The 16,636-nt window shown below is 55.3% G+C and carries 13 protein-coding genes; 8 read left to right on the top strand and 5 right to left on the bottom strand.

Annotated features, from left to right (window positions below):
- Positions 1-324 precede the first annotated feature (324 nt).
- The 7 genes from SV7mr_RS02910 to SV7mr_RS02940 all read left to right on the top strand — a co-directional run bounded on the left by SV7mr_RS02910 (position 325) and on the right by SV7mr_RS02940 (position 8,744).
- The gene (locus SV7mr_RS02910; protein WP_145269060.1) at positions 325-645 is read left to right on the top strand and encodes a MazG nucleotide pyrophosphohydrolase domain-containing protein; all 321 of its coding nucleotides are present in this window, start codon (positions 325-327) and stop codon (positions 643-645) included.
- Between the two features lie 58 nt (positions 646-703).
- Positions 704-3,115: a hypothetical protein gene (locus SV7mr_RS02915; protein WP_145269062.1), complete on the top strand. Its 2,412-nt coding sequence runs from the start codon at positions 704-706 to the stop codon at positions 3,113-3,115.
- Positions 3,116-3,136: 21 nt separating this feature from the next.
- Positions 3,137-4,075 (top strand): ABC transporter ATP-binding protein, encoded by a 939-nt coding sequence (locus tag SV7mr_RS02920; protein WP_145269064.1) that lies wholly within the window; start codon positions 3,137-3,139, stop codon positions 4,073-4,075.
- 15 nt (positions 4,076-4,090) lie between these two features.
- Positions 4,091-5,470, top strand: coding sequence for a suppressor of fused domain protein (locus SV7mr_RS02925; protein ID WP_145269066.1), 1,380 nt, complete (start codon positions 4,091-4,093; stop codon positions 5,468-5,470).
- Between the two features lie 287 nt (positions 5,471-5,757).
- Positions 5,758-7,275, top strand: a complete 1,518-nt coding sequence (locus SV7mr_RS02930; protein WP_145269068.1) for a hypothetical protein — start codon at positions 5,758-5,760, stop codon at positions 7,273-7,275.
- Positions 7,276-7,564: 289 nt separating this feature from the next.
- A complete protein-coding gene (locus SV7mr_RS02935; RefSeq protein ID WP_145269070.1) occupies positions 7,565-7,972 on the top strand; it encodes a hypothetical protein in 408 nt (135 codons plus the stop codon).
- A 199-nt stretch (positions 7,973-8,171) separates the two neighbouring features.
- Positions 8,172-8,744 carry a pyroglutamyl-peptidase I gene (locus SV7mr_RS02940; protein WP_145269072.1) on the top strand — a complete coding sequence of 191 codons (573 nt, stop codon included), beginning with the start codon at positions 8,172-8,174 and terminating at the stop codon, positions 8,742-8,744.
- Between the two features lie 80 nt (positions 8,745-8,824).
- Here the strand turns inward: SV7mr_RS02940 and SV7mr_RS02945 are convergent, their stop codons facing one another.
- The 5 genes from SV7mr_RS02945 to SV7mr_RS02965 all read right to left on the bottom strand — a co-directional run bounded on the left by SV7mr_RS02945 (position 8,825) and on the right by SV7mr_RS02965 (position 15,462).
- Positions 8,825-9,814: a sigma-54 interaction domain-containing protein gene (locus tag SV7mr_RS02945; protein ID WP_419188440.1), complete on the bottom strand. Its 990-nt coding sequence runs from the start codon at positions 9,812-9,814 to the stop codon at positions 8,825-8,827.
- A 413-nt stretch (positions 9,815-10,227) separates the two neighbouring features.
- The gene (locus SV7mr_RS02950; RefSeq protein WP_145269076.1) at positions 10,228-12,093 is read right to left on the bottom strand and encodes a hypothetical protein; all 1,866 of its coding nucleotides are present in this window, start codon (positions 12,091-12,093) and stop codon (positions 10,228-10,230) included.
- A 265-nt stretch (positions 12,094-12,358) separates the two neighbouring features.
- The gene (locus tag SV7mr_RS02955) at positions 12,359-13,441 is read right to left on the bottom strand and encodes a mannose-1-phosphate guanylyltransferase (protein ID WP_145269078.1); all 1,083 of its coding nucleotides are present in this window, start codon (positions 13,439-13,441) and stop codon (positions 12,359-12,361) included.
- Positions 13,442-13,479: 38 nt separating this feature from the next.
- Positions 13,480-14,295 (bottom strand): Dabb family protein, encoded by an 816-nt coding sequence (locus tag SV7mr_RS25880; protein ID WP_473163669.1) that lies wholly within the window; start codon positions 14,293-14,295, stop codon positions 13,480-13,482.
- A 198-nt stretch (positions 14,296-14,493) separates the two neighbouring features.
- Positions 14,494-15,462: a TerC family protein gene (locus SV7mr_RS02965; RefSeq protein ID WP_473163670.1), complete on the bottom strand. Its 969-nt coding sequence runs from the start codon at positions 15,460-15,462 to the stop codon at positions 14,494-14,496.
- Between the two features lie 365 nt (positions 15,463-15,827).
- On the opposite strand from SV7mr_RS02965, the gene SV7mr_RS02970 reads away from it, so the two are divergent.
- Positions 15,828-16,622, top strand: coding sequence for an NIPSNAP family protein (locus SV7mr_RS02970; RefSeq protein WP_145269079.1), 795 nt, complete (start codon positions 15,828-15,830; stop codon positions 16,620-16,622).
- The last annotated feature ends 14 nt before the right edge of the window (positions 16,623-16,636 follow it).

Here is a 16,636-nt window from a genome sequence, read left to right on the forward strand (position 1 = left end):
AAACCTTCAGGACGCTGTACTGGACCGATAGTGATGCGTTCTGTTCGGAATGTGCGGTCGCTGGCCGCCGAAGGTCCACGCCATCGGTTGTTCTGAGGCCGCGTTTTTCGGGCCGGCGGTCACTGATTGGAGCCCTGCCTGGTCCGGCTAGCCCTGCTTGGTGAGCTGAGTTTATGAAGTGATCCGTAAAGCGGCTGATTTCCTCCTGTGATTAGCTGCCGGCGATTATCACAATGTTGGATCGAGCTTGGGCTTGTCCGACTAAGCTGTTGACGTCGGCCCGACTGCTGCATGAAATTCGTCACTTTCTCCTAAACTTTCTCGATAATGAGCGATTCAAAAGACTTAACCTTTTCCGACCTGCAACAACACATTCGTCAGATGTACTACGAGAAAGACGTTGCGCGAGGGGTTGAGGGAACCTTCATGTGGTTGATGGAGGAAGTCGGAGAGCTGGCGTCAGCCTTGCGCGGCGATGATCGGGAGAATCTGGCGGAGGAATTTGCCGACGTGATTGCCTGGCTGACAACCATCGCCAACGTGGCCGACATCGATCTGAACGCAGCACTGACATCCAAGTACGGCCAGGGTTGTCCCGGTTGCAGCAAGTTGGTTTGTGAGTGTCCTGACTCGGAGAAGCCCTGACTCGGTTCCAGTCATTTAGAATTGCCTTTACTTTCGTGTTCATCATCTGATTAGTTCTGTGATTCCATTGTTTACTCGATCGATCTGCTTGGTTTTTGCGTTGGCTTTTGCCGGCATTGCCTTTGCTCAGCAGCCAGAGACGCAATCAAAACGTGCCGTTAGCGATTCACAAGGCGTCGTGGTTGGGATCGAGGGCCATTATCGCCTGGGGCATTTGACTGCCATCCGGATGTCATCCAAGGATCAGGCATCGAAAGATTGGCAGCGTGGCCAATTGCGGATCGTGACGCGAGATGGGGACGGGAATGACGTTAGCTACAGCAGCTATCCTCCCTTTGACGTCGCGGTCGATGCCGGCCGAGAATTAGGTTACGTCGCGGTCGGTGTTGAAGCGGCACCCTTGGCCCTTCATGCCGCTGGCTCCAACGGTGACAGTGATTCAGACGAGGCATCGGCAAGCGACCTGAGTTCATCTGCTGAGCAAGTGGTGGTGCAGACTCGGTTCCCAGAGGCGGGCAACCCCTTGCGGGGCCCTGCGCTGATCCCTTCGCAAACACCGTGGGTGGTTTCGATCGGTGATCCGTTGGGGATCGACAAGCTTGGGACCTCGAACGTTATGGTTGACAAGCTGGGTTCGGTTGCGGTGACCAACGTTCAGTCAGCCGCTTCATTGCCTTGGTCGGCTGTGGGTTATTCCGGAGTCGACATGGTGCTGATCAACAGTTCAGGGTTGGGCATTTTGCAGCAGATGAAGCCCGCGCAGCATGAGGCATTGTTCCGTTGGATAGGGCAGGGCGGTCGAGTCATGGTTTGCTTGGGGCAGTACGCGCCCGAGTTGCTGAAGGTCGCGCCCTGGATTGGAGATGCGATCGGTCTCTCGGACCTTCGAATGGATCGATATGATCCCGCAGACTTCGAGTCCTTCACCGTCAGTTCGACGCGTTTGTCGGAGTTCCAAGGTGTGCGTTTGCCTAAAAAACGCGGTCGCATGTTGGTCTCTGGTAAGACCACTCGTCGCGTCTCGGCTCCCTTGGTTGCCAGTTACGTGTACGGATTTGGAGTGTTAACGGCGATCACGGCGGACTTTGATCGCGCCCCGTTTGACACTTGGCCCGAACGGTTGCAGTGCTTGACTCGGATTTCAGGCGATTTGCTGGATGTGGATAATCAAGACGGGTTGAGCAAGTTGAATACGTCACAGTCGTTTGACGACTTGGCAGGCCAGATGCGATCGACGCTGGAACAGTTTCCCATCAAAGCCTCGGTTTCGTTTGCCTTTCTCTCGTTGATCGTGTTGGTGTTGGTGGCCTTGATCGGTCCATTGGATTACCTGTTGATCAATCGTTTCTTTGGGCGACCGCTGTTGGGTTGGCTGACGTTTCCGCTCGTTTGCGTCGTGCTTTCCGGATTGCTGCTTTTCCAAGCTCGACCACGATTGGCGACGCAAACCTCAGGGGCCGGCGAGAGTCCATCCGATAATCAGGGCAATGTTCAGGGCGACATCCCAGTTGATGCTCAGTCAGAATCGTTGCGTGCCAATCAGTTGCAGATCACTGATTTTGATTTGGTACAGGGACAGGGACGATCCTTGGTGTGGTCATCCATTTACACACATCAGGCGCGACAAATCGATGTCGGATTTCGCCAGAGAGCCGACTATGAAACGGTGACGCGGTCGGTCAGCGGTCCGAGTTCCGCTTCCGATCAGGCCGACGTCGCACCGGCGGTTGCTGAATCGATGGCTTATCCGTTCGGCTTCGTGGGGCGACCGTTCGGTGGGATTCCTCTGTCGACCGATGCGATTGGTTTTCCACGTTATGGAGTCAACGTTTCCAGCGATGCAGATCTTCGTCAAATCACTTCTTCGCTCACGGGACTGGTGCTGGCTCCGCGGAGCAGTAAGTCTGTGATTTCACAGACGGCATTCCAGACCAAAGTGGATCCTTCACTGGAAATCACTCGGCGTCCGCAAAGTGAGATTTTGCGTGGGACGTTGACCAACCCGCTGCCGGTTGATTTGGTGGATGCAGTCTTGGTCTACGGGAACGTTGCCTATAAGTTGCCGACCAGGATTTTGGCCGGCCAAGGGATTCCGGGTTTGGAAGAGCTGCGGCGGAAGAACTACCGCTGGCAATTGACTCAGCAATCTTCGCAGGGCGAAGAGGGCATGCAAACCGAGGCCTGGAAGGCGGGTGATTTCAATCATCCGACTCGAGTTGCCGAGATGTTGATGTTTTATGACTTGATTGGCGGTGAACTGTACACGGGTTTGCGCGACGACGTGCTCAGTCGCTGGGATGCATCTTCATTGCTGGCCGGTGATCGTTGCCTCTTGATAGGCCGTACGGAGCAACCGGTTTACGATTTGCACATCAAAGATCACAGTCAATCAGAGTCCCTGATTCCCGCTGGCCAAACGATCTCCTTTGTCCGCATTGTTCTGCCCGTTCGCGAAACACGACTCGATTAATTTAGACTTTCCGAGCTAGCCGTGATCAAAACAGTCGATTTAACAAAAAAGTATGGTGATGCCTTCGCGATTCGCGGGGTGGATTTGGATTTAGAAGCCGGTGACTTGTTCGGTTTCATCGGACCCAATGGTGCTGGAAAAACAACCACCATGCGGATCATTTCCACGCTCCTGGAACCGACTTCCGGTGAAGCCTACGTGTGTGGTCATTCAGTTCACACCGCTCCGAAGGAAATTCGCCGATTGGTTGGTTACATGCCCGACTTTTTCGGCGTTTATGATGACATGACCGTCGTGGAATACCTTGAGTTCTTTGCGGCGTCCTATCGCATCATGGGCGAGGATCGCCGTCGACGCGTCAATGAAATGTTGGAGATCGTTGACTTAGATTTTAAACGTGACGCGTTCGCCAATACGCTTTCTCGAGGTCAAACACAACGGCTCGGTTTGGCGCGAACCCTGCTGCATGATCCTCAGGTGTTATTGCTTGATGAACCCTTGTCGGGTTTGGATCCGAGAGCACGGATCGAGATGCGGAACTTGCTTCGAAAGCTTGGCCAGATGGGAAAAACCATCATTGTCAGTAGTCACATTCTGCCTGAGCTTGCTGATGTATGTAACAAAGTTGGCATCATTGACAAAGGTGTTCTAGTTCACAACGCCAAGGTCACCGATGTGTTGAGAATGGTTCGGCAATACGTTGTGCTGGTCATTACACCAAACGAGACTTCACAACTCTCGTTGATCAACGATTTGTTGAGCGATCACGAAAAGGTCCAGGAGTGTCAGCCCGGCGATGCCGCGATTCGCGTGGTCTTGAAACCAGACGTCCAGCAGTACGGGGATCTTGCCAAACTGTTGATTGAGAACGATGTGGATCTGAAACGATTCTCTGAAGAAGAACTTGACTTGGAATCAGCCTTCATGGCATTGACCAAAGGAACCAGCACCAGAATGTAGCTTGGCGTTTTATGTATGAGTCAACAGTGGTATATCAGGACGAAACACGGCGAAAAAGGGCCGTTCTCTCTGCAGCAGTTGCAAGTCTATGTTGACGCGCGCGTTTTGCGCCAGCAATCGTCCATTCGTTCCGATCAAGGTGTGTGGATTGCCGCGGGGACGGTGACTTCGTTAACCTTTCCAGCCAATGCTGCTTCGACGCTGCCCAGTGATCCAGTTACCGGGCCCAGTGATCCAGCAGCCCGGGCAAGTGATCCAGCAGCCGAGGTGCGTGATCAAGTCGCGTCATCGATCACGGAACTGTTAAGTCCCGTGCATCAGGAATTGCAGTCGTTGCGCGAGCAAACCGGACAGCTCGCCCGTGAGAATCATTCGCTGCGTGAAACGTTTCAGGCCATGCATCAGCAGATGCAAGCTCAGACCGAACTGATCGATCGCTTGCATCAGGAACTCAAGCAGCGCGGCCAGCAGGAAGCGTCTGAGACTGAAATGCCATTGTTTTCAAGTTCAGAGGCGGCCGCGAATCCGCCCACGTTGCGTGCTTTGGGGCTGAGTCCTGGTGAGGCTCAAGGCCAGGACCAGGGTTCGGGAGCTCGCTTAGCAACCACTCTGGCCGCCGAGCAGGCTGGTGATCAGTCACCTGAAACTCTGGCCGCCGAGTCCCCGTTGGCGCAAAGTAGCTCTTGGCGAGATCGTCGCGAGCAAGCCGGTGAAGACTCCAGTGAAACGCCGGTAACGACTTCGTCGAATCGATGGCGGGTCCCAGCGGATCGATCACCCGAGAGATCCGAAGTTGATCAAGCAGCGGTTGGGCGACTGCGTAGCGACGCATTAACACGATTGCTGGGGTCGGCGGAGGCATTCTCGGTTGCTGGCCAAGTTGGCCTTTCGGTGGACTGCTTTTCACCTCGTCAGGGGCGCGACTTTACCACGATGGTCACCAACGGTTTGAACGTTCGTGATTTGGTTGGAACGACGGATCGGCGTCTCTTGCGGTCCGAGCTGGTTCTGTACACCACTCATCACGATAACGCTGCGGCACGGTTTCTTAGTGCAGCGGGGCAGGGGGCGCTCGATCATGACGGCAAGTTCGGAATCGGAACCGTGCTGCGATGTGAACAGATGCCGGGCTGGGAAGCGGAGCACGTGCTGTGTGACTGTGTGGTTTTGATGTCCACTGTGTCCAGCGACACCCAGCCATTGGTGTCAGAGGCCACTCCAGGTGTTGCTCTGCAGCTTTACTGGGTGGTTCCTAGCAGTCGGGCCGAGACGGAATTGATCGAAAGCGAGGGGCTACACAAATGGATGAGTTTGTTTCAAGCCAAGCGAATGTCGCCCTTTTTTGACCTCACTCGGCCTTGCAACGTCAAGCGCAAGCATTGGTTCCGTCGCTAGGGCGGTCCCTCATTTGCTGATTCTTTCTAAAAAGGCTCAAGTTTCAGGGATCTAATGCCGGGGCGATCTTGACCGGCCCGTGCTTGAACCGTTATTCCCGCTGATGTGTGCCACTGCACTTAACGGCAGTGAAGACACTGGAGTTGAAGTCTTTCTGAACGCACGGAATCGTGACCACCAGGGAAACCTTGAATCCGGGGCAGTTCGCTCCAGAAGAAATCACTCGTGTCAATCCACCTCTATTCTCAGCGAAATCGGCATGCAGTCGAACGTTGATTGTTAACGGTATGAATTCATCCTTGATTGCATCACGAACGAAAACAGATCGGCGTCGTCCACAGCGAAGCAAGCGATCCGGCCGTGCCTTGGTCCGTTGTTTGGTCGCTTGTGTCTTCTTGGTCGGAATGCTCACAACGCAGTTGTTCGGTGGCATCGCCCATGCGCAAGTGGGCTTGGTGCCAGGCGGCGTTGCTGCGCCCGCCGGACAGCCTGCGATCACGACCACACCATTCAATACTGTACCGCCCGCCGGACCAGCAATCAGTGCGGGCCCGCCACCGTTTTCTACGTTTGATCCCTATGCTGTTCCAGCCCAGGCACCAACGACTCTGGGGGCTCCTGCGGCAGGCGGCATGCCAACGGGAACGGTGTTTGGTCCCGGTCAAGGCAGCGGTGGAATGTTTGCACCGGCAACACCGTATTCTGTTCCGGGAGCGCCAGCTTATGGCGGCTTGGCAACTCAACCGCCGCCATTGATTAATTTCGGCGGCCTAGCCAGTCCTACAGGCGTTCCCCTTGCAGCGCCCGCCAACGTCGGCGGATCCGTGATGCCAGCTCCTGCGATGGGTGGAACCGCTTATCCGTCGCCCGCTTATCCGCCAAGCTATCCGCCAGCACCTTACGATAGTGCTAACTCGATCTATCCCAGTGCGATGCCTGGAACGTTGTTCCCAGGAGGCATCAATGGAACACCGATGCCGGCATTTTCTGGATTCAATCCAACACGGATCGTCCAGCGACTGCGTTTTCGTCACTCCTGGATCTACGACAGCAATTCGGTCAATGGTGTTGAGATCAACATGACCGACGTGGCGTTAGCGTTTGCATGGCCAAGTTTTCTGTGGTCACAGCAACCGCTGTACATTGCTCCAGCGTTTTCCGTCAATACGTTTTCTGGGCCCGAGGCTTCCACCGGTGCAGACTTGCCAGGCAGCACTTATGGTGCGTCCTTGGATTTCTCTTGGCGTTCGAATCCGGATCAGATCATCGGTGCTGAACTGTTGTTCAGCGTTGGTTCGTTTTCGGAGTGGAATCTGGCACGCTCCGACGGGATTCTGTTTCGGGGACGGGGACTCGGTGTCGTCCGGCTCACGCCCACCACGACGTTTAAGCTGGGGATCATTTACTACGATCGCGTGGACATCAAGATGTTGCCAGCATTCGGTGTGTTCTGTCGTCCCAATCCAGGAACCAAGATCGATCTGTTCTTTCCTGAACCACGGTACGCACGTTACCTCGCGACGATCGGGACGCACGATGTCTGGTGGTACTTGGAAGGCGAATACGGTGGAGGTTCTTGGACCATTGATCGTGACGATGGGCGTGAAGATCAGTTCGACTACAACGACATTCGCTTTCGTGGTGGCTGGGAGTGGGGGCCAACGGAGCGAATGCGAGCAGGCCAGCGATCCTGGTTCTTTGACTTGGGTGTCGCCTTTGAACGTCAAATTGTGTATCGCTACAACCCGCAGGATAACTTGAATCTGGGCACCGCATTCATGCTGCGACTGGGCTTGGGTTATTAACGGCATCACTCTTCCACCAACAGCGGCTGACGCGTGAGCCACCCCAGGCAAGACGCGTCTTCCCGGCCAAGGATGGAACGCCTTCGGTCCTGCTGTCTGGTGATGGCCGTCTGGTGCTGTCGCTGGGGAGCGTTGCTCGACTGCCTTGAGGCGACTGGTTTGCTGGGACGTTGCATTTTGGCAACATGCCGGTGTGGTCTAGACGCAACGCGATGGGTGTGGACGCGACAAAAAACGCTTGTTTAGCTGGATTGGGTGGCCGGTATGAGGGTTGCTACTCAAGCAGGGCATGTTCCCTGCCAAGATTTTAATTCTCACCGTTGCGCTCAGCGCTGTTTGCTTGTTTTCTGGATGCGCGCCTTCGCGGTTTCGCGATGAAGTTGATTTCACCATCAAAGACGCATCGGCCGATTCCAACGCTCAATCGCCAACGGGTTTTCGGCGGACAGCAGATGGCTGGGAGGACACGACGTACTGGTTTCTGCCTTACCCGGTCGAAAAACGCTCGGTGGGCGCCTTGATGGTGGCTCAGCAGCAGCGTGAGCGAGGCTGGCTGCAGAGCTGTCTCACTGGAGTCCGCAGCACGCCGCCGTTGGTCATCGCAGTCGTTCAAATCTTCCTCATTTACCTTTTGTATCGATTGCATCTATCCGGTCAGCATTCGGCGTTCGGCCAACCGCGAAGCCAATCCACATGATCGGAACAATCGCTGCAACGTTGTTTGAGCACGACCCTTCACTTAACGGTAAACTATCTTGTTACCAACTGCGAAACCGTATTCCAAGCATGACGCATCGAGGTTGGGTTGCCCGAGATGGGCGGCCTGAAGTCTCGGCGCCGTTTGATACGACGAGCTTGGTGACAGCACTGTGTTTCTTTTCTGATGGTTAACCTTCGTGACTCGAATCTTATTAACTGCCTTTGAACCGTATGATCGCTGGAAAGAGAATTCCAGTTGGTTGGCGTTGATTGATTTGACCAGCTGGTACGACGGCGATTTGGAGCTGGTTACACGCCGCTATCCGGTCGACTTGGCCGTCATGCGAGAGCGTTTGCAGGCCGATCTGAGTCAAGGGTTCGATACCGTGATTCACCTCGGGCAGTCCCCCGGTGCCAGCGTGGTTCAACTTGAAAGCACCGGGCTCAACACACGTTCCGATGGTACCGCGTTGCAAGTTGATGGGCCGGTCGCTTACCGCAGCAATTGTGATTTGCACACCTGCCATCAGCGATTAGGTGACGCTGGAATCCCGTCAAAGATCTCGCATCACGCGGGCACGTTTTTGTGCAACGCGACGTTGTATCTAAGCCAGCATTTCTCGGCGATGACAGGCGGTCGCTCTCAGTGCCTGTTTGTGCATTTGCCGCTTTCGCCAGCCCAAGTGGCGGCAGATGGTTCGGCGCTTCCCAGCATGAGCATTCCGATGCAAAGCGCTGCGATCGCGCTGATTGCACAGGCGTTGCAGTAGCGTCGCACGCCGTGGCAGCTTGCCGCTTGCGCATTTTCAACACGAGACGCCACTCTTGGTGAGTGGCCTTGTTGGCTGGGCTATCCGTCCAGGCCGAGCTCTTTGATCTTTTTATGCAGCGTGTTGCGGTTCATGCCGAGGCGCGTGGCGGCCTTGGTTTGAACGCCGCCGCAGTCTCGCAGGACTTGAGCGATCAATTCACGTTCGACATGATCAACGACTTCTCGATAGACATCGTTGGATTCTTTGCCGGCTTGATTCAACCCCATGTACACCATCGATTTGGTTGCCGAATCAAGGTCAATGGGTTGTTCACCGGAGGGGGACATGATGGTGCCGGGATTGCCAGAGGTGACGCATTCGGGCAGCAAGTCGATGAGCAGTTCATCGGTCTCGGCCATCACCACGGCGCGTTCGATATAGTTTTGCAGTTCACGGACGTTTCCCGGCCAGTGGTAATCCTGCATTGCCTCCATCGTGCCTGGGCCGATATGAGCGACATAGCGATCGTTCAATTCGTTGTAGTGATCCAGGAAAAACGAAACCAATGCTGGCACGTCTTCGCGACGATCACGCAGCGGTGGGATCTCGATGGGCACGACGTTCAGTCGCCAGTACAAGTCTTCACGAAAGCGTCCTGCCCGGACTTCGTCCATCAGGTTACGGTTACTCGCTGCGATGATTCGAACGTCGGTGCGGAGCGTGCTGGTGTCACCAACGCGTTCGAATTCCTTTTCTTGCAAGACACGCAACAGTTTGACTTGCAGTGTCAGTGAGGTGCTGTTGATTTCATCCAAGAAGATGGTGCCGCCTTCGGCAGCTTCAAAGCGACCGGTACGGTTATTGACCGCTCCGGTGAAGGCTCCACGCACGTGCCCAAAGAGTTCGCTTTCGAGCAGGCTTTCGCTTAGAGCACCACAGTTCACTCGAACGAAAGGTCGGCCGCTACGGTGGCTAAGTTGGTGAACGGCGCCAGCGATCAGCTCTTTTCCCACACCGGTTTCACCGAGGATCAAGACTGAGGCGTTGCTAACGGCCACTCGCCGCGTGATGCGATACACTTTCCGCATCGCATCGCAGGTGCCGATGATCCCCGCTGGGGCGGCGTCTTGTCGGTTGTTTGAAGCATTACCTAGCATCGGCACGTCGATTGAATGGAGCGCTGTCTTCAACGGACCGCAACGAGCGGCAAAGAATCATTGAAAAATCGCCATTCCTTGGTTCATTTTGTCCGGCGCTTCACGAGTCGTCAACGCAGCAGCGTCGTGACCATGGCGTAGAACCTCAGAAAGCCCCGAAGGCCGGCCGCCCTGAGGGGGAGATCCGGCAAAGTGGCCAGTGTGTTCAGGAGCCAGTGTGTTGAGGGGCCAGTGTGTTGAGGGGCCAGTGTGTTGAGGGGCCAGTGTGTTCAGGACACGCCTCCGTCGCAGCAGTCATTGCCACCATAGCTAAAAACGGCGTCGCTGCGTAGCGACCCATGTCATTATGGGGTTGATTGAGCGCCTTGCAGGGCGTCAGTGCCGAGACGCTGGAAAACTTTGCGTTGCACCTCAGTCATGGCGGGCACGCGACGGAAGGAAACTTGATCGGTCAGCACGGGATAGTACGCCGCTCCTGAGCCGGGGAGATCCATGAGGTAAACGCCGGCGGCATCCTTCGCTTGCCAGCGATTTTCATTCAGCTGCCACTGCACTCGGTCGATGCTCTTTTGCGGCGACGTGTCGTCATGGAAGATAATGACTGAAGCAAGGCGACCTGCAGGAAGTCGCCGAGTCCGATCCACCGCTTCGATGGAGCTTCCGTCTGGCGGTGCGAGCTTGCAGACGATCAAGCGAATGTCGCCGCCTTGGCCCACGAGCTTTTCAAGCTGTGTCATGCTTGACGCAGATTTCACGTGGTATCCCATTTCGGCCAAGATCGATTCTTCGATGCTGATCACTTGAGGGCGAGTCTCCAACACGATGGCAATCGGCTTCTCGGTCAGTGCAGACATCTCGCTAAGCGTCTTGCGATAGAAGCTTTGGCGTGGGAATGAAAACTCCGGGGATTGCTCCAAGACCTGATGGATCAGTGCTGCTGCTTCAAAGCGAATGATGGGATACGGGTTGGACACCAGATCGACCAACGCACTTGATCCACCACCGGACTCTTGAACCAAGTAGTCGCGTGGGTTCGCCGGATCGATGGTGTTTTGCAATAAACGCAGGATGCCAAGCACGGCCGGCATGTTGTCTTTGGCCTGACTCATCACCGCCAGCAAGTTCTTTGTGGTCAGCTGGCCAGGGTACAGGCCCTGGACCGTTTTGATTTGATCCGGGTCGCCCCATTGTGGATCGGCGATCAACCGGTAAGCCAAGTCGCAGGCCAACACTTGGCGTTGATCGGAAATGGGTAGCTCGCCAATGCGTCGCAGACGTTGGGCGGCGTCATAGACATTTCGATAACGCAAGAAGAATTCGGTGCTTGCTGCCTCGGTCACGGCGCTACGTTGTGCGTTGACCGACCACAGCATGGCTGGTTTCAAATCGCGCGGCGTGTTGTCGGCAATTTGCTGAGCCGTGTTCAGGGCTCGCACGAGTTGTTGCCGAGCGAGGTCACGTGTGATTCCGTTGCCAATCAGTGCCCGAGCCACTTGAGTTTCGCTGTCACTGGCATCAACCGCAAACGCGGCACTGAGTGAATTGTTTACCGCAGCCTCTGATGAGAGTCGTTGCAGGACGCGCAAGACGTTGCCGCGGACAGTTTCGTTGCCGTAGGTGGAAAGTTGATCGGCTGCATTGACGGACTGTTCACCAAAGCTCTTGAGCAATCCCACCGCTTGGTTGTACTGATTGCCTTGGATTCCCTGGCCGATCGCTTCTAAGAGAATTTCGATGGAGGCATTGCCACCACTGATCAATGTGCGTCGAGCACTGAGAGTTTCATCGACGCTGTCGCCAGCGAGTTGTTTCAGTGCTGCGGAGAGACGTTGCCGATCGTGCAGAAAGTCGTCCGTGCCTTGCAGGATCTTGTCCAATCCCGCTCGGCCACCATCCGTTAATCCGTCATGCAGTGAGATTCGCAGCAGGGTGTCTTTGCCAATCAATTCGGCTGCTTCGGCCAGTTTGTCGTTCTCTTTGATGGTGCTGTAGGTGGCCAGCCAATGGTCCACTTCGGACCAGCTTCCGATCCGAGCCAGGGCGCCAATTGCAAAGGCGCGATCTCGACCACCGGCCGAGGCCGTGGAATCCAGTTGCCGTACCAATTCTGCTCTCGGCGACTGAGTTTCATCAGGGGCCTGGCCCTCCACCGCGTGCGGTGAGGCAACCAAAATCAACAGGGAGGCGAGCAAAATCAGGTGCAGCCGCATGACGGATCCAGAAGGGGCGAAGGTGGCTTGGCGAGCGATTCTCGGGAAATTGCCGATTGAACCGCCGAACCGATGGAACAGCCGAAGAGGCGGTGAGTTTAGATTCGGCGTTTAGCGCGTTGTATCTTAATCACCTGGCTCAGAAATTGCGCCCACTGTCACGTCGAGCCCTGGTTTTCCGTCATGCGCGACGGGAAATCACCTCACGAGGCCAGGCGAAGCGGCATCCCGCCACTTCAGTGACTCTCTCGCAGGGCATGATTGACTACAGCAAGTGATCACGGCCGGAGGACTGTAGCGCTTTGACAGCCTCGCGAACCCGTTCTTCTTCACTTTTGGGAGCCACCAGGGTCGCTCCTTCGGTTTGCACGATGATCAAGTCCTTGACGCCGATCGTGACGACCGTGTGGTCTGGATTGGAGTACACGATCGTGTCACGGGTGTCGATGCCTAGGTGATCGCCCACCACCGTATTGCCACTTGGATCACTGGGATGTAAACGACCCAGTGATTGCCAGCTGCCGACGTCGTCCCATTTGAATGGAGCTTCAATCACACAAACATTGGGATAGTTTTCCATCACGGCGTAATCAATGCTCGTGCCTTCGATGGCACAGAACTCGTCTTTCAGCACTTGCTCGTATTCCGGAGTGCCGATCGCTTGGGCGATGGTTTGGATGTGTTGGAACATTGCGGGCTGGTTTTGCTTCAGAGCATCCAGAATGGTGGAGGCTTTCCATAGAAAGATTCCACTGTTCCAATAGAAGTCGCCTGACTCAAGATACTGCGTTGCCGTCTGGCGATCGGGTTTCTCGCGGAAGCGTTCGACGTCAAAACTGGGCGCCAGTTGGTGACTTGAATCGAGTTCGCTGCCGCGCTGGATGTAGCCGAACGATTCAGCGGGATACGTGGGCTGAATGCCGAACGTCACGATCCGAGTGGGATCTTCGTTGACCAACGTTTCGGCGGCGCTAATGGCATCGCAAAACTGGTCGTTGGTTCCAATCACGTGATCCGAAGGCATGACGACCATCAGGCCTTCGGGGTCTTTTGCTGCGACAAGCGCCGCAGCCAAGCCGATGCAGGGTGCCGTGTCTCGCTTGGCTGGTTCACCGACTAAGTTCTCCCGTGGCATGTTGGGCAGTTGCTTGGCGATTGCGTCCACCAGAATTTCGTTTGTCACAATCATTTGGCGATCACTGGGGATCAGCGATTCGATTCGCTCGCTGGTCGCTTGGATCATGGTGCTTTCGCCGGCCAGTGGCAGCAGTTGTTTCGGCACAAGTTTGCGACTTGCTGGCCAAAAACGCGTTCCGCTACCACCTGCCATAATCACTGCATGAAGCATGTTGCTTGTCTCCTGGTTGAGGCATTGCCTGACTTGATTCACTCGGCGGCGGGTGCGTTTTCGTCACCCGGTTTCAAGGCCCAGAAGTCCAGCACGCGAGGTCGTTCCAGCACGGGGCCGATCAGTTTCACGAACGCTTCGTGGTCCAGGTGTGGTAAGTACGTCTCGCGTCCCTTTTCGCTGTCAAAGGTGACAAGGAAGGCGTGGGTGAACCCGTCGTCGTGTTTCTCTGGGCTGTTGTTCTGGCCCCATTCAAAGGCCTTGATGGCGTCGATCTTTCCAGGCAAGGCTGCAAACGCGTCTTCGACTTCCTTGATCTTGGCTGGGTCCGCGTCAGCTTTGAACTGAAAGAACACCGCGTGCTGCAATGCTTTCTCTGGATGCTGTTGGCTAGGGTCACCCCAGTAATCAATCACAAACACGTCTTCCATATGGGGACGCAGGACGTCTCCGAACGCTTTGTGTGCTGGGTGCGGCAGGTAAGTCTTGCGGCCCGCGTCGTCTGCGAAGGTCAGCAGGAAGCAGTGAGTGAATCCATCGTTGAAGCCTTCGGGGCTGTTGTTGACGCCATACTGGAAATCCGTGATCGCGTCGATTTTGCTGGGCAGGGCTGCAAAGGCATCCACGACTTCTTGGACTTGTTCCGGAGTCGATTCGTCCTTGAAGGCAAAGAAAACTGCGTGGCGAAGCATACCGGTCTTCTGTGTGTCGGTGGTGGAGGTCTCGTCTGCTGGTGTGCCTGTTTCCGTCGGCGCACCCGATTCCGTTGGCGATTCGGGAAGATCAGACGACTGATTGCAGCCAATCAATGTGGCCGCTGCCAAACAAACAACTGAAGCGAGGAAGTGCCGCATGTGGGAGCTCCTGGACGCGATCGTCGCGTCAATGTGTGAGGATGGGGCAGGGGAGTGAATGGGCTGGTGAGTCTATCTTACCAGGCAGTGTTTTGAAATGTTTCCGGGGAATGAAATCAGCCGCCGCACGCGTGGCTCGATGTTTTTGAGCACAGGGTTGTCGTTGGCGGCATTTGCTTCCTCGTTGGCTTAGTCAGGTTACTCGTTGGATTCAGTGGGTCCTGGTTCCTCTGTGACGGCTTCACGCAGTCGCTCTTGTTGCATCAACAACTTCTTTTGGTACCGGCTTTGGACAACGTCGACCACGATCAAGACGAACAAGACAAAGTAGAACGTGCTCTTGGCCATTGCTTCGACGTGATAGCCAAACAGTTCTAGCTTTGCCAAGTGACCACCTTCGCTGACCAACATGACGCCTACGATAAACAGGATGAACAGGCCCAGGACTTCATACATCCGATTCTTCTTGAGAAACGCGGAGACATGATCGGCAAGGAAGATCATCAGCAAGCCGCTGATGACAATGGCGACGGCCATGATGGCTTTGTTGTCGGTCAACGCTTTGGCGCTGAGGATGGAATCGAATGAAAAGACCAAGTTCATGGTGACAATCAAGGCGATGGCTTTGCCGACCGAGTTGCCTTTCTTTGCGTGAGGTTCGTCTTGGTCCAGGTTCGGGATCGCCAGCAAGTGATAGATTTCTTTCAATGCGGTCCACAGAATAAATGCTCCACCACCGATCACAATCAGTGCGTGGCCGCTCATTTGCATCGTGATGGCCTTGGTGTTGCAGTCAAAGAACGACTCCTCCAGGATCTCCAGCAGCGCGAGGACGATGTACAGCAGGACGATGCGAAATACAATCGCCAGGCCGATGCCCCATCTGCGCACGTTGGATTGGTGTTCTTCGGGAACACGTTTGCTTTCAATGGAAATGTAAAGCAGATTGTCAAAGCCCAGTACGGCTTGCAGCAAGACCAGCATCAGTAGGGTCATGATGCCACCGATGCTGAAGAGCGATTCGGCCGTGGCTTCGGCGCTGCCCGCGGTGGCTTCAGCCAGCGGCAGCCAATGATTCCAGCTGAGCGAGCTCAGCCACTGCGTGGCATCGGCAAATTGCAGGGACAGATTCAATTGACTGAGGATGTCTGGCTCCAACCCGATCATGTGATGGTCTCGATGGCTGTGTTGGTGAAGTAGGGACGTCCGCAAAGACGCCGCAAGCAGTGAAGAATCAAGGCGAAACGTTCAAGGCAAAAACTGCCGTCACTTGGGGCGCAGTGCAGGATGGCAGTTTTTAGCCAATCCATCCAGGGGAGCGCCCCGATTTTGCCCTGGGATCCTGATTGCGATTTGCTGCACGGAGTGAAGAGTTCCGTGATGGTTTCGGCTGTTGTCCAGCGGACAGTTCTTCTGGCGTCTGCGAATGGAGGCTGGCCAACTTGAGAGGCCTGCGTGTTATCATTGGAAACGGTGATCAGCGCTGAGTCTGGTCGTTTTCTTCTTGCATCACTTGATGGACTTTCCTAGATATGAACGTTTCTCGATTTCCCCTGGTCGTGGCTCTGGCGGCTTTGTCTGTGTTTGCGGTGGGGTCGAAGGCCCAAGCACAATCGGACGCCAAGCAGCAGTACGTTGAAGTTCGCACCTATCATTTGGGCGAAAACGGAGACGCCAAGGCGGTTGACCAATACTTGAGTATGGCGCTTTTGCCGGCCCTGAACCGACAGGGCATCCGTCCCGTCGGTGTTTTCACGCAAGCGCCTGCGGATAAGAACGAGCAGAAAATCGTTGTGGTCACGATTCCCTACGACAGTGCTGATCAGATGACCAAGGTTGCCATGGAGCTGCAGGGTGACAAACGCTATCAGGCCGATGCGGAAAGCTATCTCAATCGAGAACCAAGAGACGCTCCCTTTGCCAGGATTTCAAGCGAGCTGTTGGTGGGGATGAAGTGTTGGCCGGAGGTGACGGTGGAGAAGAATGTGCTGGAGAACAAAGATCGCGTTTATGAGTTGCGTTTGTATGAAAGTGCCAACGAGCGTCGCGGGAATCTTAAGGTTGAGATGTTCAACAACGGCGAAGTACCCATCTTCTTGGATTGTGGCATCACGCCGATCTTCATTGGCCAGGCTTTGATCGGACCTCAGACACCCAACTTGACTTACTTGACGGTGTATCCCAATGAAGAAGCTCGTGGCAAAGCCTGGGATGCTTTTCGGGTGCATCCCGATTGGCAGGTCTTGAAGAAGGTCGCCAAGTACAAGGGCACGGTCAGCAAGATTGACCTGTTTGTCTTGCAGCCTGCGGCTTATTCGCAGATGTAAAACGCAGGCCAAGG

The organism is Stieleria bergensis (assembly GCA_007745635.1).
Taxonomy (GTDB): Bacteria; Planctomycetota; Planctomycetia; order Pirellulales; family Pirellulaceae; genus Stieleria; species Stieleria bergensis.